The organism is Streptomyces sp. NPDC092296 (genome assembly GCF_044755465.1).
In the GTDB taxonomy this organism is placed as follows: domain Bacteria; phylum Actinomycetota; class Actinomycetes; order Streptomycetales; family Streptomycetaceae; genus Peterkaempfera.
The window spans coordinates 15,971-36,820 of record NZ_JBIVRB010000006.1 but is presented as its reverse complement, the minus strand read 5'-3'; the positions used below and the strand labels follow the sequence as shown (position 1 = coordinate 36,820).

At 74.8% G+C, this 20,850-nt stretch carries 23 protein-coding genes; 4 read left to right on the top strand and 19 right to left on the bottom strand.

What is annotated here, in order from left to right; genetic code table 11:
- Nucleotides 1–32: 32 nt before the first annotated feature.
- Both ACIQGZ_RS16595 and ACIQGZ_RS16590 read right to left on the bottom strand, forming a co-directional pair.
- Nucleotides 33–407 carry an RNA-binding S4 domain-containing protein gene (locus ACIQGZ_RS16595; protein WP_402602451.1) on the bottom strand — a complete coding sequence of 125 codons (375 nt, stop codon included), beginning with the start codon at nt 405–407 and terminating at the stop codon, nt 33–35.
- 261 nt (nt 408–668) lie between these two features.
- Complete coding sequence (locus ACIQGZ_RS16590; RefSeq protein WP_402602449.1) at nt 669–2,255, bottom strand: MDR family MFS transporter; 1,587 nt, start codon at nt 2,253–2,255, stop codon at nt 669–671.
- Between the two features lie 161 nt (nt 2,256–2,416).
- On the opposite strand from ACIQGZ_RS16590, the gene ACIQGZ_RS16585 reads away from it, so the two are divergent.
- On the top strand, nt 2,417–3,001 hold the full coding sequence (locus ACIQGZ_RS16585) for a TetR/AcrR family transcriptional regulator (protein WP_402602448.1): 585 nt from the start codon (nt 2,417–2,419) through the stop codon (nt 2,999–3,001).
- A gap of 6 nt (nt 3,002–3,007) precedes the next feature.
- Here the strand turns inward: ACIQGZ_RS16585 and ACIQGZ_RS16580 are convergent, their stop codons facing one another.
- From ACIQGZ_RS16580 to ACIQGZ_RS16565, 4 genes are all read right to left on the bottom strand, one after another.
- Entirely contained in the window at nt 3,008–4,666 is a 1,659-nt protein-coding gene (locus tag ACIQGZ_RS16580; RefSeq protein WP_402602447.1) for a penicillin-binding transpeptidase domain-containing protein, read from the bottom strand.
- A gap of 131 nt (nt 4,667–4,797) precedes the next feature.
- Nucleotides 4,798–5,214, bottom strand: coding sequence for a CBS domain-containing protein (locus ACIQGZ_RS16575; RefSeq protein WP_402602446.1), 417 nt, complete (start codon nt 5,212–5,214; stop codon nt 4,798–4,800).
- Nucleotides 5,215–5,310: 96 nt separating this feature from the next.
- Nucleotides 5,311–6,744, bottom strand: coding sequence for an MFS transporter (locus ACIQGZ_RS16570; protein WP_402602818.1), 1,434 nt, complete (start codon nt 6,742–6,744; stop codon nt 5,311–5,313).
- Nucleotides 6,745–6,856: 112 nt separating this feature from the next.
- Nucleotides 6,857–7,786: a DUF5996 family protein gene (locus ACIQGZ_RS16565; protein ID WP_402602445.1), complete on the bottom strand. Its 930-nt coding sequence runs from the start codon at nt 7,784–7,786 to the stop codon at nt 6,857–6,859.
- A gap of 569 nt (nt 7,787–8,355) precedes the next feature.
- Between ACIQGZ_RS16565 and ACIQGZ_RS16560 the strand changes: the two genes are divergently transcribed.
- The gene (locus tag ACIQGZ_RS16560; RefSeq protein WP_402602443.1) at nt 8,356–8,802 is read left to right on the top strand and encodes a CBS domain-containing protein; all 447 of its coding nucleotides are present in this window, start codon (nt 8,356–8,358) and stop codon (nt 8,800–8,802) included.
- Between the two features lie 63 nt (nt 8,803–8,865).
- Entirely contained in the window at nt 8,866–9,309 is a 444-nt protein-coding gene (locus ACIQGZ_RS16555) for a DUF523 domain-containing protein (protein ID WP_402602442.1), read from the top strand.
- A gap of 21 nt (nt 9,310–9,330) precedes the next feature.
- Here the strand turns inward: ACIQGZ_RS16555 and ACIQGZ_RS16550 are convergent, their stop codons facing one another.
- The 12 genes from ACIQGZ_RS16550 to ACIQGZ_RS16495 all read right to left on the bottom strand — a co-directional run bounded on the left by ACIQGZ_RS16550 (nt 9,331) and on the right by ACIQGZ_RS16495 (nt 18,298).
- Entirely contained in the window at nt 9,331–10,011 is a 681-nt protein-coding gene (locus ACIQGZ_RS16550) for an alpha-ketoglutarate-dependent dioxygenase AlkB family protein (RefSeq protein WP_402602440.1), read from the bottom strand.
- A 71-nt stretch (nt 10,012–10,082) separates the two neighbouring features.
- Complete coding sequence (locus tag ACIQGZ_RS16545; protein WP_402602438.1) at nt 10,083–11,348, bottom strand: FAD-binding protein; 1,266 nt, start codon at nt 11,346–11,348, stop codon at nt 10,083–10,085.
- A gap of 86 nt (nt 11,349–11,434) precedes the next feature.
- A complete protein-coding gene (locus ACIQGZ_RS16540) occupies nt 11,435–11,746 on the bottom strand; it encodes a GNAT family N-acetyltransferase (RefSeq protein ID WP_402602436.1) in 312 nt (103 codons plus the stop codon).
- A gap of 166 nt (nt 11,747–11,912) precedes the next feature.
- Nucleotides 11,913–12,248 (bottom strand): hypothetical protein, encoded by a 336-nt coding sequence (locus ACIQGZ_RS16535; protein WP_402602435.1) that lies wholly within the window; start codon nt 12,246–12,248, stop codon nt 11,913–11,915.
- Nucleotides 12,249–12,500: 252 nt separating this feature from the next.
- Nucleotides 12,501–13,445, bottom strand: a complete 945-nt coding sequence (locus ACIQGZ_RS16530; protein ID WP_402602433.1) for an ADP-ribosylglycohydrolase family protein — start codon at nt 13,443–13,445, stop codon at nt 12,501–12,503.
- An 81-nt stretch (nt 13,446–13,526) separates the two neighbouring features.
- Nucleotides 13,527–13,796: a hypothetical protein gene (locus ACIQGZ_RS16525; protein ID WP_402602431.1), complete on the bottom strand. Its 270-nt coding sequence runs from the start codon at nt 13,794–13,796 to the stop codon at nt 13,527–13,529.
- A gap of 21 nt (nt 13,797–13,817) precedes the next feature.
- Nucleotides 13,818–13,967, bottom strand: a complete 150-nt coding sequence (locus ACIQGZ_RS16520) for a hypothetical protein (protein WP_402602429.1) — start codon at nt 13,965–13,967, stop codon at nt 13,818–13,820.
- Between the two features lie 55 nt (nt 13,968–14,022).
- Nucleotides 14,023–15,456, bottom strand: a complete 1,434-nt coding sequence (locus ACIQGZ_RS16515) for an amino acid permease (RefSeq protein ID WP_402602428.1) — start codon at nt 15,454–15,456, stop codon at nt 14,023–14,025.
- A 143-nt stretch (nt 15,457–15,599) separates the two neighbouring features.
- Entirely contained in the window at nt 15,600–16,019 is a 420-nt protein-coding gene (locus ACIQGZ_RS16510; RefSeq protein WP_402602426.1) for a hypothetical protein, read from the bottom strand.
- 122 nt (nt 16,020–16,141) lie between these two features.
- A complete protein-coding gene (locus ACIQGZ_RS16505; RefSeq protein WP_402602817.1) occupies nt 16,142–16,978 on the bottom strand; it encodes an ABC transporter ATP-binding protein in 837 nt (278 codons plus the stop codon).
- Between the two features lie 340 nt (nt 16,979–17,318).
- Entirely contained in the window at nt 17,319–17,741 is a 423-nt protein-coding gene (locus ACIQGZ_RS16500; protein WP_402602424.1) for a hypothetical protein, read from the bottom strand.
- Between the two features lie 53 nt (nt 17,742–17,794).
- Nucleotides 17,795–18,298 carry a hypothetical protein gene (locus ACIQGZ_RS16495; RefSeq protein WP_402602422.1) on the bottom strand — a complete coding sequence of 168 codons (504 nt, stop codon included), beginning with the start codon at nt 18,296–18,298 and terminating at the stop codon, nt 17,795–17,797.
- A gap of 448 nt (nt 18,299–18,746) precedes the next feature.
- Here ACIQGZ_RS16495 and ACIQGZ_RS16490 point away from each other — a divergent pair, with 448 nt between their 5' ends.
- Entirely contained in the window at nt 18,747–20,255 is a 1,509-nt protein-coding gene (locus tag ACIQGZ_RS16490; RefSeq protein WP_402602420.1) for a GGDEF domain-containing protein, read from the top strand.
- Here the strand turns inward: ACIQGZ_RS16490 and ACIQGZ_RS16485 are convergent.
- Nucleotides 20,228–20,836: a lytic polysaccharide monooxygenase gene (locus tag ACIQGZ_RS16485; RefSeq protein ID WP_402602418.1), complete on the bottom strand. Its 609-nt coding sequence runs from the start codon at nt 20,834–20,836 to the stop codon at nt 20,228–20,230. The two genes, ACIQGZ_RS16490 and ACIQGZ_RS16485, sit on opposite strands and share 28 nt — an antisense overlap.
- Nucleotides 20,837–20,850 lie beyond the last annotated feature (14 nt).

Genomic DNA, 20,850 nt, shown 5'->3' with positions numbered 1-20,850 from the left:
CGGGGCGGAAAGGGGCGGCTTTCGGCCAGGGCTCAGCGGCCGCGCAGCTGTTGCAGGTCGCGCCGTTCGCGCTTGGTGGGGCGGCCGGCGCCACGGTCCCGGAGGCCGACCACCACGGCCTGCTCGCGCGGCGGCGGCGGGGGGCTCTTGTCGATGAGGCACTCGGCGGCGACGGCGGCCCCGATCCGCTTGCGGACCAGGCGGGTGACGATGACGATCCGCTCGCGGCCGTCGTGCTGGAGTCGCACCTCGTCGCCGGGGTGCAGCGGGTGGGCCGGTTTGACCCGGTCCCCGTTGACCTTGACATGGCCGGCGCGGCAGGCCGCGGCCGCCAGTGCGCGTGTCTTCGTCAGGCGTACGGACCAGATCCAGCTGTCGACCCGTACCGCCCCCTCCTCCGGAGCCATGCCCCCACTCTAGAGGGCCGTCCGCCGGGCCGGCGGCCGGGCGGGCAGCAGAACGCGGCGGCCGGGGGGCGGGGGGGGGCGGGCCCCCGGCCCCCCCCCCGTCCCGCTCAGCGCAGGGGGGCGCCGCTGTGGGGGGGCGGCGGGGGCGCGAGCCGGGGGCGGGGGGGGGGGGGGGGGGGGGGCCCCCCCCCCCGCCGCGGCCGTCCGGCTCGGCTCTGCTTCCGTCAGGGTCTGCGGCCGTCAGGCTCAGCTCTGGGCGGCTCAGCTCTGGGCGGGCGCGGGCGTGGGCTCCGGGTCGCGGGCCGGCTCGGCGGCGGCGGGCTTGCTGAAGCCCCGCAGCGGCACATGCCGGATGAACAGGGAGATCACCAGGCCGATGGCCGCGATGACGGCGCCCCAGGTGAAGATGGCGTCGATACCGTCGGTGACCGCCCGCTGGAACAGCGCGCGGGCCGCCTCCGGCAGGGCCTTCAGCGCCTCCGGGGTCATCTGCGACACCGCGCCGCCCGAGGCGGCGCCGGCGCCGCCGTGGGTGGTCATGGAGTGGGTGAGGGTGGTGGTGTAGATGGCGCCCAGCAGGGACACGCCGAGCGAGCCGCCCATGTTGCGCAGGAAGGTGGCGGCTCCGGTGGCGGCGCCGATGTCGCGCACCGGGGAGCTGTTCTGCGCGATGAGCATGGTGGTCTGCATCAGGCAGCCCATGCCGGCGCCGAGGACGACCATGTACAGCGAGGTGGTGCCGCGCGAGGTGTCGGTGCCCATGGTGGCGAAGAGGCCGAGGCCGACCGCCATCAGCGCGCTGCCGATGATCGGCATGGCCCGGTAGTGGCCGGTCTTGCTGATCACGGCGCCGCCGCCCACCGAGAACACCATGGCGGCGATCATCATCGGCATCAGCAGCAGACCGCTGTTGGTGGCCGAGGAACCCTGGACGAACTGCTGGAACTGCGGCAGGAAGGTCACGCCGCCGAACATCGCGAAGCCGGAGATGAAGCTGAGCGCGCCGGCCAGCGAGAAGTTGCGGTTGCGGAAGACCGACAGCGGCATGATCGGCTCGTCGACGCGGCGCTCCACGGCCACGAAGGCGAGGAAGGCGACGATGGTCAGCACCGCCAGGCCGATGATCGGCGCGGAGGCCCAGTCGTACTGGGTGCCGCCCCAGCTGGTGATCAGCACCAGGGCCGTGATCCAGGTGGTCAGCAGGCCGGCGCCGGTCCAGTCGATCCGGGCGCGACCGGTGCCGCGCGGCAGCTTGGCCAGGGTGAACCAGCACACGCCCAGGGCGACGACGCCCAGCGGCAGGTTGACGTAGAAGGCCCAGCGCCAGCTGAGGTTGTCGGTGATGAAGCCGCCGGCCAGCGGGCCGCCGATCATGGCGACCGGCATCACGGCCATCATCACGCCCTGGTACTTGCCACGGTCGCGGGGCGGCACCATCTCACCGAGCACCGCCATCACGCCGACCATCAGGCCGCCGGCGCCCAGGCCCTGGAGGGCGCGGAAGCCGATCAGCTCGCCCATGTTCTGCGACATGCCGCAGAGCGCCGAGCCGAGCAGGAAGATCACGATGGAGGCGATGAAGGTCGAGCGGCGGCCGAAGAGGTCACCGAGCTTGCCCCAGATGGGCGTGGCGGCGGTGGACGCCAGGATGTAGCCGGTGGTCACCCAGGCCAGGTGGTTCAGCCCGCCCAGGTCACCCACGATGGTGGGCAGTGCCGGAGCTACGATCATGTTGTCCAGCATCGCCAGCAGCATCGCGATGACGAGGCCGCTCATCGCGACCATGATCTCGCGATGGCTGAACCGGGCGTCGGTCCCTTGGGCGGAGTCCGCCGCAGTCGGTGCCATGGCGTGGCCTTTCGATACAGAGGTTCGGATGTGCAGAGGTGCAGAAGTACAGCCCGGTACTTACCGGCCGGTTAGTAATTTAACTGGTCGGCCGGTAAGTTGGCAATCCGGCCTCGGATGGACACGATCGGGCAGGGCACAACCGGAAAGGCGGACGCGTGATGGCAGGACACCGGCGGGGCGGCGACACCAAGAGCGAGATCCAGGAGGTCGCGCTGTCGCTGTTCACCGAGCGGGGCTACGAGGCCACCTCGCTGCGCGAGATCGCCGAGTGCCTGGGGATCACCAAGGCCGCGTTGTACTACCACTTCGCGAGCAAGGAGGACATCGTCCGCTCGCTGCTCACCGCCCACCTGGCCAATCTGGACGAGCTGATCGGCTGGGCCGCCACCCAGCCCGCCGGGCCGCAGCTGCGCGAGGAGATCATCGACCGGTGGAGCGCGCTGGCCGCCGGGCGGGGCCTGCGGACGATGCGCTTCGTCCTCACCAACCACCGCGTGGTCCGCGACCTGCGGCCCGAGCAGGAGGGCGTCTTCGAGCGCCTGCTGGAGCTGTTCGACTCCGTCACCGACCCGGAGGCGTCCCTGGAGGAGACGCTGCGCACCCGGGTGGCACTGCTCAGCATCAACCTCACCCTGGTCGCCGCGCAAGGGCTGGACGCGCCGGACGAGCAGGTCATCGATGTGGCCCGCCGGATCGCGCAGGGCCTCAACCCCCGCCCCGGACCAGCCAGGGCGGGCGTCTGAGTCCGGCTACCGGTCGGCCAGCAGCACGTCGCGGACCACATACCCGGCGGAGTCGACGCCCGTCCCACCGCCGATGACCTCGGCGGCCACCGCGATGCGGTCGTCGTACGCGGTGAACCAGCCGTTGTTGGGACGGCCCTCCCCCACCTCGGCGGTGCCGGTCTTGGCGCCCACCCCGGGCAGGTCACCGACCCGGGGGGCGGCGGTGCCGCCGAGCGCGGTGGCGCGCATCAGCTGCCGGACGGCCTGCGCGGTGCCGGCCGAGATCGGCCGCTGGGCCGGGGTCTGCTCAAGACCCGGGACCAGGATCGGCTGCCGGAAGCCGGTGTTGCGTACGGTGGCGGCCACCGAGGCCATCACCAGCGGGCTCACCGCGATGTCGCCCTGGCCGATGGCGTCGCCCGCCCGCAGATTGCGGTCACCGACGGCCGGATCGTTCAGCTGCGGGTCCTTGGTGGCCACCCCGATGGACCAGCTGCCGATCCCGAAGACCTGCCGCGCCTCGTCGCCGACCGCCGTGAAGCCCTCCGGCCGCTTGTCCCAGGCGTTGTCGACCAGCTTGATGAAGGCGGTGTTGCAGGACATCCGGAAGGCGTCGGACAGCGTGGCGCCGGTGGCGTGCTCATCGTCCACGTTGTGGAAGATCTGGCCGTTGACCATGGCGGTGGTCGGGCAGGGCGCGGCGGTGCCCGGCCCCATCCCGGCCCGGTCGATCAGCGCGGCGGCGGTGATGATCTTCATGGTGGAGCCGGGCGCCGACCAGCCGTTGATGGCGATGTCGCCGTCGTTCCCCCGGTACGCCACCGCCTTGACGTAGCCGTTGCCGTGGTCGATGGCGACCACGCCCGCCGACCTGTCCCCGACCCGCGCGCTGTTCACCGCCCGCTCGGCGGCGGCCTGGAGTCCGGCGTCCAGCGTCGTCCTGAGCTTCTTCGGCTTGGCGGCGGTGAAGGTCTCCACGGTGGAGACACGGTCGCCGTCGGCGTCCACGATCGCCACGCCGGTGCCGGCGCTGCCCTTGGCCTTGGCCGCGTACCTGGTCTTCAGCTGGCTGATGATGTCCCCCAGCGAGGGGTACTTCGCGCTGGTGAGGGCCGCCCCGTGGTAGTCGGTCACCACGACGTCGTCCGCCGCCGCCGGCAGCGTGCCCGCGACCAGCTGCTGATCCTCCTTGAGCTTGGGGTGGAGCACGGTCGGCGCCCAGTGCACGGCGGTGCCGCCGCCGCTGCTCCGCACCACGTCCAGCGCGCCCGGGTAGCTCCAGGCGCCGCCCTTGACCTGCGCGGTGATGGTGAAGGTGACATGGGTGCCGCCGGTGACCCCGGTGGCCGGACCGACCGCCGTGACGGCGCCGAACCGGACCGAGGAGAGCTTCAGGCCGTCGTGGAAGTCCGCCAGCCCCTGCTGCGCGGCGGCGGGGACGTCGGTGTCGCCGGCCGCGCCCGGGTAGTGGGACGGCCCGGCGGCCCAGCTGTCCAGGAACGCCCGCGCCAGCTTGGTCGCGTCGGCGTCGCTCGGCGGCTCGGTCGCCAGGGCCGTCGGCTCCACCACCGGCTTGCGGTGCGAAGCGGTCAGGCTGTGGGTGATGTTGTAGACGCCGTAGCCGCTCACCGCCAGCATCGCGGTGCACACGCCCGCCAGCACCACCTTGGGACCGCGCCGCATCTTCCCGTTCCTCCCCCGCGTCGCCACGGGCGGACGGCGCACCAAGAGCCGATCACATGTACGGAACCCTGGTGGTGCATCGTGGACGACCGAAGGTAAACCGTTATACGTCCGGGACCGACAGAGCGCGCTCAGTGGTTGGCCTCGGCCCGGCTGAGCGCGGTGAGCACCTCCTGCGCGTGCGCGGTCCCGGCGATGTCGCCCAGCGACAGCAGCCCGACCAGCCGACCACCCTCGACCACCGGGAGGCGGCGCAGCCCCCGCGCGCACATCAGCGCGGCGGCGTCGCACAGCGAGGTGTCGGGCGCCACGGTCACCAGCGCGCCCGAGGCGGCCTCGCAGGCGGACGCCTCCCCGGCGAGTTCGCCCTCGGCGGTGATCCGCACGGTCACATCCCGGTCGGTGATCAGACCGTGCAGCTGGTCACCGCTGGTCACCAGGACGCAGCCCACATCGGCGTCCCGCATCAGCGCCGCGACGTCCGTCACGGAGGTGAACGGCGGGACGGTCACCAGTCGGGTGGTCATCAGATCGCGGACCTGCTGCACGGCGGCTCCCAGGGTGCGGCGCGCGGATGCCCCCGTAGGAAGGCGGATGCCCCCGTACGAAGTCTGGCCGCGCCGCCGCCGGGACGCCACTCGCCGCTACCCGCCCTCCGGCTCGGCCGGGCCCGGGTCGGGCTGGGGCTCCAGCGGCGGGCTGGTGGGCGTGCCGTGGACGGTGCAGCGGGGTTCGGCGACCGGGCGGCCGGCGCGGCGGCGGCCGAGCGCCCCGGCGGGCACGGTGCACCAGGAGAGCACCCCGCCGAGGGCCATCAGGGCCGCGCAGATCAGCACCGCCCGGCCGAAGGCGCGGTCCACCCCGGCGGCGGAGCGGTAGCCGCTGCCCGACAGGCCGACGGCCAGCGGGAGCGCCGCCACGGCGAGCAGCTGCGCCACCCGGGCGGCCGCGTTGTTGACGCCGCTGGCGATCCCGGCCCGGCGGACGTCGACCGAGGCCAGGACGGTCGCGGTCAGCGGGGCGACGAACAGGCTCATCCCCAGGCCCTGGACGGCCACCGCGGGCAGTACGTCCGTCCAGTAGGAGCCGCCGGGGTGCAGGCGGTGCAGCAGCAGCATCCCGACGGCGGCGATCAGCGGACCGGCGGTCAGCAGCAGCCGGGGGCCGATCCGCTGCGCGAGCGCGCCGGCCGGGCCGGAGAGGGTGATCATCAGCAGCGTGATCGGCAGCGAGGCGATCCCGGCCTCCAGCGCGTCGTAGCCGAGGCCGTTCTGCAACTGGGTGGGGAGCAGGAAGAGCACCCCGCCGATCGCGGCGTACAGGCAGAGCGTCACCACGTTGACGGCGGTGAACAGCCTGGAGCGGAACACCTCCGGTGGCAGCATGGGATGCGCCGTCCGCCGTTCGCGCCGGACGAAGAGGGCGCCCAGCACCGCACCGGCGCCCGCCGCCCAGGCCACCAGCTGCCCGGCGCCCCCGGAGGCGTCGATCAGGGCGTAGGTGACGCCCGCCAGCGCCAGGGCGGCCAGCGCGGCGCCCGGGATGTCGAACCGCCCGGTGGCCTGCCAGTCCCGGCTCTCCGGCACCCAGCGCAGCGCCAGCAGGACGACGGCCAGCGCCAGCGGCACATTGATGAAGAAGATCCACCGCCAGCCGGGCCCGTCCACCAGCCAGCCGCCCAGGAACGGGCCCGCCGCGATCGCCACCCCGCCGAGGCCCGACCAGAGCCCCACCGCCTTGGCCCGGTCGTCCTCCTGGAAGGTGGCCTGGACCAGCGCCAGCGAGCCGGGGGTGAGCAGCGCCCCGCCGACCCCTTGGAGCGCGCGGGCGGCGACCAGGGTGCCGGCGCCGGGCGCCAGGCCGCACAGCACGGACGCCACCGCGAACCAGACCACGCCCAGCAGGAAGATCCGGCGGCGCCCGTAGCGGTCCCCGAGCCCCCCGCCGAGCAGGATCAGCCCGGCCAGGGTGAGCAGATAGGCGTTGAGGACCCATTGCAGCGCGGACAGCGGTACGTCCAGGTCCGCGCCGATCCGGGGCAGCGCCACGGTGACCACGGTGCCGTCCAGCATCGCCATGCCGGAGCCGAGCACCGCGCAGGCGAGCACCCCGCGCCCGGCCGGCGAGGCCAGCCGGAGGTCTCCGGCCCGGGTCACCCGCCACCTCCTGCGATCGGTCGGTGGGACCGGGTCAGACGAGGACCGGGTCGGTGACGCCGTGGTTGCACTCGCGGGCGGCGGGCCAGCCCGCCAGGTCGGCCCCGGCCCGGAAGGCGCTGTGGTAGAAGTCCTGGACGGCGGCGTGCTGGTCCGGCGCGCCGCGCACCGCCGCGTAGGGCAGCACGGCGAGGTGGGAGCCGTTCTGCTGGGTCCAGCGGGCGGCGGCCGGTTCCAGCGGGCGGGCGGCCAGCCCGGCGGGCTCCGGAGCGGTGTAGGAGTAGAAGGCCGGTTCCGGGGTGTGGTCGTCACCGAACCAGAAGCCGGAGCTGATCACCTCGTGGGAGTACGCCTCCCGGGTGACCGGGTCGATCGAGGCGTCCTCGTCCACCTTCCGGTCGGAGAAGCGGGTGACGGCGATGTCGAAGGTGTGCCAGAAGTGGTGCACCGGGCTGGTCTTGCCGCAGTAGTCGGCGGCGAACACCTCCAGCTCCATCGCCACCCGGCTGAGGATGCGCCAGTAGGTGGTGACGGCGGCGGTGTCATAGGTGTGGTGCTCGGTGTCCTCCGCGAAGGGGCGGCCGCTGTCCGGCAGGTCGAACGGGTGCGGGAGCGCCGGGCGGGTCCGGATGCCCAGGTGGGCGAGTGCGGCGAGCGTGGTCCGGTAGAAGTCGGCCACCGAGCGGCCGGCCAGCGGGAAGGAGACCTCGTCCCCGGCCAGGGTGGCGATGACCAGCCGGTGGGCGACGAAGTCGAAGTCGATGGTGAACAACCGCCCGCTCGCCGGATCGCGCATCGGGCGGGTGGTGATGCCGCGTCCGGTCAGGTGGAAGGGGACGTTCCACCAGTGGTTGCGCCGGGGGCTGGCGGCCAGCCGGATCTTCCCGATGATCTGGGCGAACCGGTGGACGGTCTCCTTGGTCGGACGCCAGTCCGCCAGTGGGAACGCCGGATACTGCTCCACAGGGCCTCACTCCCGATCACCTGGTCACCCGATCGCCCGATCGTCTGATTCGCCCGATCGCCCGATCGCCCGATCGCCTGGTCGGCGCCTTCGCGGCGCACCGGGCCCACTCTGCGGGCCGGGTGGTCGGTCGGCAACCGGAGCGCGCCCGGCCCGGCGCGCGGCGGCGGCCGGCCGGGTGCGCCGCGTAGCATGGCGGTCACCGAGCGCGTTCCGCACGCCGACCACCGAGTCGGTGTCGTGTTCGGGGAGCGACGACGCCGGGTGGGTGAATTCCGCGCCCGGGGGCAGGTTCGCACTATGAGCGTGACCGAAGGCCGTTCCCAGGTGGCCGGCCGACCCCCCGTACCGCCCGTCTTCGACGCACCGCGAAGCGGCGGGCCGCCCGCCGGCGCCGCCGTCCGCAGGGTGCGGCCGGGGCGGCGGTGCTGAGCGTCCGCGCCGCCCGGCGGGAGCCGTTCCCGCTGCCGGGCCAGTTCACCACTCCGGGCCAGTTCACCACTTTGGGCCACCCCACCGATCCGGGCCCGGTCCACCACTCCGGGAAAGTCCAGGAAGAAGGCGTACGAGTGACCACCAGCACCCCGCTGCCCGCTACCGCCGTCGGCGGCGCCACCACCGTCGGTGAGGCGATGGAGCCGCCGCAGTTGCAGATCCGCGACGACGTCATCGTGGACCGGGCGCTCGACATCCTGCACGGCGCGGGCGTCGACCACCTGCTCGTCCGGACGGGGGACGGCCGGTGCGCGGGGGTGCTGACCCGCGCCCAGCTGGCGCCGTACCAGGCCCGCTCCTGGTACACCGAGCGGATCGCGGTCCGCGACATCCTGCAGGACGCGGGGCCGTTCGCCCGCCCGCAGCTGCCGGTCACCGCGGCGGCGGTCGCGATGCGGGCGCGCCGGCTGCGCGCCTGGCCGGTGGTCGACGCGGAGGGCCGCGCCGTCGGTGTGCTCACGGTGGAGCGGCTGCGCGCCGCGCTGGCCGCGCCGCCGGCCGGGTTCAGCACGGTCGCCTGAGCGCGGGGCCGCCCGGCTGCGGCGGCAGGCCGGCCGCAAGGGCGTCCGTCTACAGTGGCGGGCATGGAACCAGTGCTGGTCAGCGCCTGTCTGCACGGGGTGCCGTGCCGCTACGACGGCCGGGCGACGGGCGGTCCGGGCGAGGTGGCGGACGGCGGGCGGGTGGTGCCGTTCTGCCCCGAGGTCGCGGGCGGTCTGCCCACGCCGCGCCGGCCCGCCGAGATCGTCGGCGGGGACGGGCACGAGGTGCTGGACGGCCGGGCCCGGGTGCTGGACGACCGGGGCACCGATGTCACCGAGGAGTTCCTGCGGGGCGCCCACCGGGCGCTGGCGGCGGCCCGGCGGGCGGGCTGCGGCAGCGCGGTGCTGATGCCGCGCAGCCCGTCCTGCGGTCGCGGGGTGGTCTACGACGGCTCGTTCAGCGGTGCGCGCCGTACGGGTGACGGGGTGACCGCCGCCCTGCTGGAGCGCCATGGCATCCCGGTCCGCCCGGCCGACCCGACCTGACCCGACTCGGCTTGGCCGGGCTCAGCGGGCCCCGGTGGGCGGGTCGCTGAGCCCGGTGGCCCGCAGGGTGAGGTTGAGCCGGCCGGCGGCCAGACCGGTGGCCGGGTCGCCGGTGCCGGGGTGGACGCGGGGCACGCCGTGGTACGCGAACCGGGCGGGGCCGCCGAAGACGAACAGGTCACCGGAGGCCAGCTCGACATCGGTGTAGGGCCGACCCCGGTTCTCGGTGTTGCCGAACCGGAAGACGCAGCTGTCACCGATGCTCAGCGAGACGACCGGGGCGGCGCTGCGCTCGTCCTTGTCCTGGTGCATGCCCATCCGGGCGTCGCCGTCGTAGAAGTTGACCAGGGCGGTGTCCGGCGTGTACGCATCGCCGGCCGCCTGGTCCTGGTAGGCGGCCGCCACCGCGCGGCGGCCCAGCGCGACCAGCCAGTCCGGGAACGGCGCGACCGGCTGCCCGTTCACGTCGTCGGCGGTGCGGCTGTAGGCGTACGGCCGCCAGTGCCAGCCGACGCAGACCGTCCGCACCGACATCACGCCGCCGCGCGGCAGCCGGGTGTGCCGCAGCGGGACCGGGCCGGTCGCCCAGCGGCGGCAGGCCCGGACCAGCTCCCGCTGCTGCTCCAGGGTCAGCCAGTCGGGCAGATGGACCGCGCCCGGGGCGAGCTGCCGCCGGGGGCGCGGGAGGAGAGCACTGGCCATCGGGAGCCTCCGTCACCGGGCGGGCCGTCACCGCCAGTCTGCCCGCCCGGCCCCGCTGCCCGCCCATCCGGTCAGGCGGCGGGGAAGACCCCGTCCAGGAAGGCGTTGCGGAACTTCCCGGCCGGGTCGCGGTCCCGCAGCAGCCGCCGGAAGTCGGCGGCCCGCTCATAGCGGCCGGGCAGGCTCTGCGGCGCGGCGGCGGTCAGCTTGCCCCAGTGCGGCCGGCCGCCCAGCGGCAGCAGTTGCTCCTCGATCGCGGCGACGACCGGGAGCACCGCCTCGGTGTCCTGGGCCCAGGTGAAGTGGACGGCGACGCTGTCGCGGCCGTGGCTCGGGCTGAGCCACAGGTCGTCGGCGGCCACGGTGCGGATCTCGGAGACCTGGAGCACCGGGGCCATCCGGCCGCCGAGGGCGCGCAGCGCGGCGAAGGCGGCGGGGGCGGCGGCGCGCGGCAGCAGCAGCTCGGACTGGAGCTCCTCGCCGTTGCTGGGGGTGAAGTCGGGGCGGAAGTGCGGCAGCCGCTCGTGCCAGGGCCCGGGGACGCCCAGCTGCTCGGTGCAGTACTGCGCGGGCAGTCCGGCGATGGGGTGCTGCGGGCGGTCGGCGCGGTCGGCGCCCAGCCAGTGCCTGCCGGGGCCGCCGGAGTCGCGGTCGGTGCGCTGCTTGAGCCAGATCCTGGCGTCGGTGCGCCAGTCGGTGAAGACGCTGACGCTGTAGGCGGCGGCGCTGATCTCCTGGTGGGAGTCGGCCAGCCGGTCGAGGGGCAGTCCGGTGTAGACCTGCTGGGCCACCTCGTAGGTCGGCTCGATGTCCAGGGTGACGGCGGTGACGACGCCGAGCGCGCCGAGGCCGACCACCGCGCCGCGCAGCGTCTCGGGGTCGCCGTCCCGGGTCGGCTCGGTCAGGTCGCCGTCCGGGCCGACGAGTCGCAGTCCGGCCACCGCCGCCGCCAGGCCCGGGAGGGCGTCGCCGGAGCCGTGGGTGCCGGTGGCGCAGGCGCCGGCGACCGAGATGTGCGGCAGCGAGGCCAGGTTGGCCAGCGCGTACCCGGCCGTGTGCAGCCGGGCGGCGACTTCGGCGTACCGCAGTCCGGCGGCGACGGTCACGGTGGAGCGCTGCGGGTCGATGTCGATCCGGGGCGGCAGGCCGTCCAGCCGGACCAGGTCGCCGGTGGTGTCGGCGATCCGGCTGAAGGAGTGGCCGGTGCCCAGGGCGCGGACCCGGTCGGCGGCGGCGACGGTACGCCGCAGTTCGTCGACCGTGGTCGGGCGGTGCACGCGGGCCGCGCCGAAGGTGACGTTGCCTGCCCAGTTCGTCGGGGAACCTGCTGTCGACATCCGGATTCCTGTTCCAAGGGGGAACCCGCAGTCTAGAGCGTCGCCACCACTGCCCCCGCAGGTCCGGGGGCGGCGGGCGGGGCCGGTCAGTCCGAGACCCGACTCCGGTTCTGGTAGATCAGGTCGGCGTACTCGGGGTGGCGGCCCAGCCAGCCCGCGATGAACGGGCAGGTGGCCAGGACGGGCAGCTCCCGGGCACGGGCGTCGTCCAGCGCGGCCCTGGCCAGCGCGCCGCCGACGCCTCGGCCCTCGAACTCCGGCTCCACCTCCGTATGCGGCAGGACGACGAGGTCCGCGCTGCGCAGGTAGTCGGCGAATCCGGCCCGCCGCTCCCCCTGCCTGGCCTCGAAGCGGCCGAGTTCGGGCACATCGACGACGGCGATGTCCAGCTGGTCCATCGGGTCCTCCCGGGGTCTGCTGCGGTGGGCGCCACACGTCCGTCCTGCGCCGGGCCGCCTTGGGCCGGTGGGCGAGGTGGTGCCGCCCGGACGACGACTGCGGGACCCGGAGGTGTCCGGGTCCCGCAGTGGCGGTGTGCGCTTGGCGCTGCCTGCGTTACGTGCGTCAGAAGATGATCGTCACGTTGCGGCCGTAGCCGCCGCCGAACAGGCCGCCCCCGAAGAGGCCGCCGCGGTCGAAGCCGAAGCCCCGGTCGCCGCGGTCGAAGCCGCGGTCGAACCCACGGCGGCCACGGTCGAAGCCCCGGTCCTCGCGGCCCCAGCCCCAGCGGTGGCCGTGGTGGTGGTGGTGATGGTGGTGGCGGGAGAAGTGTCGGCCGCCGTCCCGGCCGAAGCCGCCGTCACCGTAGGAGGTGGCGCTCGCGCTGCCGGCCAGCGGGACGACGGTGGCGGCAGCGGCGAGGGCGGCGGTGGCGATGAGGCGGGTCATGCGCTTGGACATGGGTGTTTTCTTCCTCTCGGGGTTTGTTCCGGAGAACCGGTGCCGCCAACGTAAGTACGTTCGACATAAGGCCGCGCGTCGAAAGTCCGTTTGCGTAGCCGTTCGAATGCACGGAGCCACCGCCGCTCGGAGCGCCGTTTTCGCAGGTCGCCACGGTATTTCGCCGGCCGGAGCACCCCGGTGCGGACCGTTTCGAACTCGCAGCCGGATGTACTCCATCCGGGGTGCGGGCCGCCGCCGTACCGCCGCCCGTCAGCCGCTGTGCGGGGCGCCGGAGCCGCCCCGGTCCCCGCCCGCCCAGGCCGGCAGCGGCTCGACCGCCGAGCGCCAGCGCGCGGGGATGCCGTCGGTGCCGACCCGGGCCGCGACGATCCCGCCGACGATGGCGCAGGTGGTGTCCACGTCCCCGCCCGCCGACGAGGTCGTCCACAGCGCCTGCTCGTAGTCCCGCAGGTGGCGGGCGGCGCACCAGAGCGCGAACGGCACGGTGTCCACCGCGCTCACCCGGGCACCGTTGCCCAGCCGGTGCGCGGCGGCCTCGGGGTGCGGCTCGTCGGCCAGCGACCGCGCCTCGGCCACGCCCGCGCGGACCCGGCCCGCCGGGGTCAGCTCCAGCACGGCGTCCAGCAGGGCCGCCGGGGCCGGGTCCGAGTGCCGGGTACGGGCGGCCCAGGCGGCGGCGACGGCCACCGCCACGGCTCCGGCGACGGCCTCGGGGTGGGCGTGGGTGACCTCGGCGGAGCGGGCGGCCTGCTCGGCGGCCCGCTCGGGGTCGGCCGCGAACCAGGCGCCCAGCGGCGCCACCCGCATCGCGGCCCCGTTCCCCCAGGACCCCTGGCCTTCGAACAGCCCGGCGGCCAGCTCCCGCCACGACCCGCCCTGCCGGACCAGCCGCAGCAGCCGGTTCACCGCCGGGCCGTAGCCCCGGTCGAAGTCATGGTGGTGTGCGAAGGAGGCGGCCAGCGCGTCCTGGCCGACGGCGCCGTCCCGGCGCAGCACCGCCAGCACCGAGCAGGCCATCTCGGTGTCGTCGGTCCACGGCCAGGGCGCGGGCGGCAGGGCGCGGCGGCGCAGCGCGTCGAGGTTGCCGGGGACGAAGAACTGGGCGCCGAAGGCGTCACCGGCGGCCAGGCCGCGCAGCGAGTCCAGGGCGACGCCGGGGCCTGACAGTGCGTCAGTGGCGGTCTCGAAAGTCATCGCCCGCGATTGTGCCACCGCCCGGCCCCCGGGCGGGCGGTATTCGGGCGGGCGCTGTTCGGGCAGCGGGCCGCCGCCGGGTCAGGCGCCGGGCGGGCTGTTCCAGTGGGTGGTGCTGTCCGGGTCGGCGTCGGGGTCGGCGTCGGCCGCCCAGACCCGGATCTCCACCCGGGCGGGCATGGACTGCGGGTCGCCCTGGAGCAGCGCGATCCAGTCCCGCAGCCTGCGGTCGGCGAAGTCCTCGGCGGTGCCCTCGAACTCCTGCGGGTTGGCCTGGATGCCGTCGGACGTACGGGAGGTCCGCCGCCCGTTCGCGTCGACGGCCTCCAGTTCCCAGCGGTAGAGCGGCATGGCTGGCCTCCTGTGGTCCGGCTACTGGTGCCCCTGCGCCCGGCGTTCGCCCTCCTCGCGGCCCGCCTCGTAGACACGGCGTACGAAGTCGGCGGCGGCCGCCTGGTCCAGGTCGTCGGTCAGTTCCATCAGCTCGTTGGTGAAGCGGACCAGCGGATGCGGTGCGGTCATACCCACCAGCAGACCCCGGCCGCCGCCGCCCCGCACCCCGGCGGACCCGGCCGGGCTACGGCGTGTCGCCGGGCGCCGGGGTGCGGGCGAGCACCGAGTGCCGGTAGGAGTAGCCGCCGTAGATCACCAGGCCGACGACGAACCACACCGCGAAGCGGACCCAGGTCTGCCAGTGCAGGAAGGTGATCAGCCAGAGCGAGAAGCAGACGCCGATCGCGGGCACCAGCGGCACGGCGGGGCAGCGGAAGGCGCGCGGCAGGTCGGGGCGGGTGCGGCGGAGCACGATCACCGAGGTGGAGACCACCGCGAAGGCCAGCAGGATGCCGATGTTGGTCAGTTCGGCGGCCTCCGCGATCGGGACGAGGCCCGCGATGACGGCCGAGGCGGCGCCGACGATCCAGGTGACCCGGGTCGGTACGTGCCGGGTGGGGTGCGTCCGGGCGAACCACTTGGGCAGCAGCCCGTCCCGGCTCATCGAGAACCAGACCCGGGTGACGCCGAGCATGAAGGTGAACATCACGGTGAGGATGCCGATGATCGCGCCGACCGCGACCACATTGGCCAGCCCGCTGAGCCCCACCGACTTGAACGCGGTGGAGAAGCCGCTCTCCCGGTCGATCTCCGTGTAGTGCTGCATCCCGGTGAGCACCAGGCAGGCCAGGATGTAGAGGACCATGGCGATGGCGAGCGAGTAGACGATCGCCTTGGGCATGTGCCGCTGGGAGTCCTTGGACTCCTCCGCCGCCGTGCTCATCGCGTCGTAGCCGAAGACGGCGAAGAAGACCGTGGCCGCGCCGGTGAACGCGCCACCGACGCCGTACGGGAAGAAGGGCCGGTAGTTGCCGGTGTCGATGTGGAGGAAGCCGACCACCACGACCAGCAGCACCACCACGACCTTCAGCACCACCACCGAGGTCTCGAAGCGGGCGGCGTTGCTCATGCCCTGGTTGAGCAGATAGGCGATCAGCAGGCACAGCACGGCGGCGAAGAGGTCGACCCGGTGGCCGGGCCCGGTGCCGGGGGCGCCCATCATCCAGGCCGGCACGTGCGCCCCCAGGTTGCCGATCAGGAACTCGAAGTAGCCGGAGATGCCGATGGCGACCACCGCGACGATGGCGGTGTACTCCAGCAGCAGGTCCCAGCCGATGCACCAGCCGACCACCTCCCCGAGGACCGCGTAGCCGTAGGTGTAGGCCGATCCGGCCTTGGGGATCAGCCCGGCGAACTCCGCGTACGACAGGGCGGCGGCCGCGCTGGCGATGCCGGCGATCACGAAGGAGAGCACCACGGCGGGGCCCGCCGTGCCGTTGGCGACGGTCCCCGCCAGGGTGAAGATCCCGGCGCCGATGATGCCGCCGACCCCGATGGCGGTGAGCTGCCAGAGCCCGAGCACCCGGGTGAGCTGCTCGCTGCGGGCGCCCTCGGGGTCCTCGATGTGCTCGATCGGCTTGCGGCGCAGTGGGCCGGTGCCCGCCCGGAGCCTGCTCATGGCCGTCCTCTCGGTTGGTCCGCCGGCGGTGGGCGCCGTCCTGGCGCCCGGCCCGGCTGCACCCGGTGTGATACCCGCAGCCGGTGGCCGGCGACCGGCCCGGGGGAGGAACCGGCCCGCACGTCACCCGTACGGGTGGCCGGTCAGCCGCGCCTGCGGGCCTCGCGGAGCGCCGCCCCGGCGGCGGACCACGGCTGCGGGCGGCGGTCGGCCGTCAGGGTCGCGCCGGGCGTGGACCACGGCGCGGACGACGCGGCGCCGCGCACCACCCGGACCCGTACCGTGTAGCAGATGTCGTCCTGTAAGAGGTCGACCCGGACGCTGCGTCCGGAGCGCAGCGCGGCCAGCCCTTCGGCGTACTGCGCGGGCTCGCGTAACCAGTCGGTGACCGTCTCCGAGGCGGGCGGGTCCAACTGCTCGGCGATCTGCGCGATCCGGGCGCGCAGCCACTCCAGCGCCGCCTCGACCGACTCGGCGTACTGGCCGCCGAGGGCGAAGGTGCGCTGCTCTGCCGACTCCTGGGCTGCGGCGCTGGCACACCAGTACGCCGTTGGGGAAATCATGCGAAATACTCCTGAATCCGACCGGGGACGGGCAGCATGCTGCCATGTCTCCGGCATGGTGCACGGGGGGACGGCGGGACCGGTGGCGTCCCGCCGGGGGTCGGACTGCGGACCGGCAGGGGTCAGAGGGTCCAGCAGGCGTCCGGGCGGCGGCGGGCCACCAGCCGGGCCTGCCAGCGGCCGTCCTGCCGGGAGACCTCCAGCGGCATCCCGAAGCAGCTGCTCAGCCGCGCGGAGGTGAGGGTGGCGGCGGCCGGACCGCTGGCGACGGTGCCGCCCCGGCGGAGCAGCAGCGCATGGCCGAAGGAGGCGGGCAGCTCCTCCAGGTGGTGGGTGACCAGCACCATGGCCAGTTCCGGCCGGTCGGCGGCGAGGGTGTCCAGGGCGTCGATCAGCTGCTCCCGGGAGGGCAGGTCCAGCGCCGCCCCCGGCTCGTCCAGCAGCAGCAGGCGGGGCTGCGGGACCAGCGCGCGGGCGATCCGGGCGCGGCTCTGCTCGCCCTGGGAGCAGTGCAGCATCTCCTGCTCGGCGAGCGGGCCCAGGCCCATCAGGTCGGCGCACTCCAGCGCCCGCCGGCGCTCCGCCGGGCCGTACTTGCGAGGCAGCGGCAGCACGGTGCCGGTGATGCCGGTGAACACGTAGTCCCGCACCGTGAGCCGTTCGGGGATGCGGGTGGCGGCCGAGACATGGCCGACCTCCGCGCGCAGGTCCCGCAGGTCGGCGCGGCCCAGGCGGCGGCCCAGCACGTCGACGGTGCCGCTGCTGGGGTGCTGGACGGCTCCGGCGAGCGAGAGCACGGTGCTCTTGCCGGCCCCGTTGTGGCCGAGCAGCGCCCAGCGCTCGCCCCGGCGCACTTCCCAGTCGATGCCCGTCAGCAGGGTGTGGCGGCCGCTGGGCGTATGACGCCACAGGTCGACGTCACGCAGCCGCAGGACGGTGTCGGGGTCGGGGGCTTCCAGGGGTTCCACGCGGGTCGTTCCTGTTTCCCGGGCGTGGCGCGGCAGCTCGCGACGGAGTCTGCGGTCCGACGCCCGTACGGTCGAATGGTGCGGCGGGGGCGGCGGGGCCGCGCGGGGATGCCGGGCGGGCCGGCCGGGCGGAGCGGGCGGCGGTGCGGCCACCGTACTACGGGGACCTGGCGGTGCGGTCGCGGACAAGCCGCCGGGGCGACGGGCGGCGCCCATGGGGACCGGTGACCTCGGAGAGTGACCGGGCGGGGGCATCGCCGCTGCGGTCCGGACGCCGGCAGCGCCCGCGCCGGGCGGCCGGCTCGGGCGGACGCGCAGGTGGGAGGCCGGGTCAGGGCTTGTCGCGGTCGGACTCCCGGTCCTGGTCGGTGGGCGCGGTGCCGGCGCCGCCGACGGTGTCCGCGTACTCGGCGTCGTCCAGCGGGTCCTGGGAGCCGGTGCCCACGCCGGTGCCGCCGGTGGTTCCATAGCTGCCCGAGGTGCCGGGTGGCATGTCCGCGTCGGCCTGCTCGGAGCTGACCCGGCGGACCGCCCGGACCCCGGGGCGGCGCTCCGGATAGGGGTAGCTGAAGGGACGCGACCGCTCCCGCTCGCGCTCGGCGGCCTCGAAGGCGGCCTGCTCCGGGTTGACGTCCTGCTCCAACCGCTCGGTCTGCTCCAACCGCTCGTCCTGCTCGGCGCGCTCGGTCTGCTCGGCGCGCTCAGTCTGCTCGGCGCGCTCGGGGTTCTCGTGCTGGTCGTCGCGGTCGTTCATGCGGGTGCTGCTACCCGGCCGCCCGGCGGCCATGCGGCGCCGGGCGCGCCCGGTCAGCCGGTGGCCGGGCGCTGCCTGGGCATCGTCGGATGCGCCGGGCCGGCGGCGGACGGGCGGCGGCGCCGGGTGCGGGCGCAGGCCGTCCGCAGGGCGCCCTCGACCAGCTTGACCTGCTCCAGCATGGCGCTGGCCCACTCCCGTTCCCGGGCGTAGAGCTCGGACGCCTGCGGGACCGGGGCGGGCACCGGCCCCCGGGGCAGTACCGACCGGGTGACCGCCCGCAGCCCGGCGTGCATGGCCATCACATCCGCCTCCAGCCGCAGCCGGACCATCCGGGCCAGCTCGACCGGGTAGCGGTGCAGCATCTCCTCGTGCCACCAGCGGGCCGGGGCCAGTTCGAACAGCCAGTCCTTGGCGGACTGCTCGAAGCCGGGCGAGGCGGGCGGGCAGACCGCTCCCGGCCAGTGCGGGCAGTGGGCCGGGGGCATGCCCTCCTGCGGGCTGCCGGGGCGGCGGTGGTCCGGAGTCGGCTCCGGCAGGGGTCCTGGATGTGCCACGTCATGCTCCCTTGCTCCTCGCCGTCCCCGGCACCGGGAGAGGCACGTGCGGGGACGGCTCGGCGTCCGGGCACGGCGGCCGGGTCGCGCCCGGACCGGGATGGCGGTGGCGCCCAGCGGGTCGGACCGTGGCGGTCGGGATGGCGACCGGTTGCGCTCACCCGATGCGGGTGGGGTCCGGCGGCCCGCCGGGTGGTAGGCAACGAAACGTACCTACTTCATGAAATCTACACAAGGGGTGTTGCTTTGCGGGCTGCGCGCGGGTCGGCCGAAACGCGACACCTCGTTCCGGAAGTGGCGTTTCGTGCGCGGAAACCGCCGAACGCCTGCCCGGTGGTGATCGAAGTGGCTATAAGGGGAGGGTCGCCGCAGTGGTCAGGCCGACGCAGTGGCCGGGTCGCGGGAGTGGCCAGGTCACAGCAGTCGGCAGGGGGAGGGAAGGGAGCGGATGGAGAAGCGGTCGCCGGCCCCGCCGGGTGCGGGGGCGCGGGGGCGGCCGGCCGGCTGGGTGCTCTGGCTGGCGGCCGGGACGCTCGGCGGCTGCGGCTACCTGGCGCTGCCGGCCGGGCCCGGCGCCGACGCGCTGTACGCCCTGCTGGACCTCGGCTGTGCGGCGGCCGTCGTGGTCGGGGTGCGGGTGCACCGGCCCGCCGTCCGCACGCCCTGGTATCTGCTGGCCACCGGGCAGCTGCTGCTGACCTGCGGCGACCTCGGGTACCGGATCTGCGTGGACGTCCTGCACCGGGCGCCGGTCCCCTCCCCCGCCGAGGTCTGCTACCTCGGCGCCTACCCGATGCTGGCCGCCGCCGTCCATCTGCTGACCCGGCGGCGCGGGCCGGGCGGCGACCGGGGCGCGCTGCTGGACGGCGCCCTGCTGACGAGCGGGCTCGCGCTGCTCGCCTGGATCTACCTGATCGAACCGGCCACCGCCGACCACCCCGACGGCCTGCTCCCCCGGCTGCTCTCGCCCGCCTGCCCGCTGGCCGACCTGGTGGTGCTGGCCCTGGTGCTGCGACTGCTCGGCCGCCCCGGACCGCGCCCGACCGCGCTGCGGCTGCTCACCGCCTCGCTGGTGCTGCTGCTGCTCGCCGACGCCGCGCTCGCCGCGCTGACCACCGCCGGCCGCGCCGTCCCCCGCCCGCTGGAGCTGGGCGGACCGGCCGCCGCGCTGCTGTGGACGGCGGCGGCGCTGCACCCCAGCATGCGTACGCTCGCCGGAGCACCCCCCGGCCCGGAGGCGGCGCTCACCCGGCGCCGGCTGACGCTGCTCACCGGCGCCGCGCTGCTGGCACCCGCCGTGCTGTTCGCGGAGGGGGCCAGCGGCCGGTGCCGGATCGACTGGCTGGCGGTCAGCATCGGCTCCGCCGTGCTCTTCCTCCTGGTGCTGACCCGGGTGTCGTACCTCACCGCGCAGGTGCAGGGGCGGGCGGACCAGCTGGCCGCGCTCGCCAGCAGCGACGGGCTGACCGGCATACCCAACCGCCGCGCCTGGGACGGCGAGGTGGCCCGGCAGCTGGCGGAGGCCGCGCGCACCGGGGCGCCGGTCTGCGTCGCCCTGCTGGACCTCGACCGGTTCAAGCGGTTCAACGACGCCCACGGCCACCCGGCCGGCGACCGGCTGCTGCGCGGTGCCGCCGCCGCCTGGCAGCGGCAGCTGCGCCCCGGCGACCTGCTCGCCCGCTACGGCGGGGAGGAGTTCGGGGTCCTCACCGTGGGGCTGAACGCCACCGGGGCCGCCGCGCTGGTCGACCGGCTGCGCCGGCACACCCCGCTCGGGCAGACGCTGTCGGCGGGCGTCGCCCGCTGGGACGGCACCGAGACGGCGCAGGCCCTTCTCGGCCGCGCCGACCGGGCCCTGTACCGGGCCAAGCGCGCCGGGCGGGACAGGGTGGTGGTCGCGGACGGGAAGGGCCTGCCGGGGGGAGAGGCTCAGAGAGTAACGTCGGAGCAGGAGTAGAAGGCGTTGCCGGTGTCGGCGATGTCCCAGACGGCCAGGATCACCTGGTGCCCGGACCGGCCGGTCGGGATGGTCGCGGTCTGGCTGATGTCACCGGCCGGCTGGGCGCCGTGGTAGAGCACGGTGAGGAAGGGGGTGGCCTCCAGGGCGTTGCGGGTCAGCGGCTGGTTGGGGTTCCAGCCGGACTTGGTGATGAAGTAGCGGAACGAGGTGGTGGCGTGCCGCGCGGTGAAGTGCCAGTTGAAGGTGTACTGCTGGCCCCCGGTGAGCGCGGTGGTCGGCCAGTTGCCGCCGCGCGGGTCATCCAGCTGGGAGAAGCGGTCGTTGCCGCCCGCGCAGATGGTGCCGTCGGCGGGGCCGGACGCCGGGAAGCCCTTGGGGCCCTCGACGCTCTGCGGCTCCCACTGGATGTCGCCGCAGTTGGTGACGGCCCGCAGGGCGCAGAGGTCCTGCCGGCTGGGCGGGGTGGTGATGTAGCCGTGCGCGCCGGCCGACGAGGCGGTGGCCAGCGGGGCGGCGAGGACGGCGGCCGCCAGGGCCGCGAGCAGCGGCGCGCGGCGGAGGGAGTGACGCCTGGGCATGGTGCCTCCTGGAT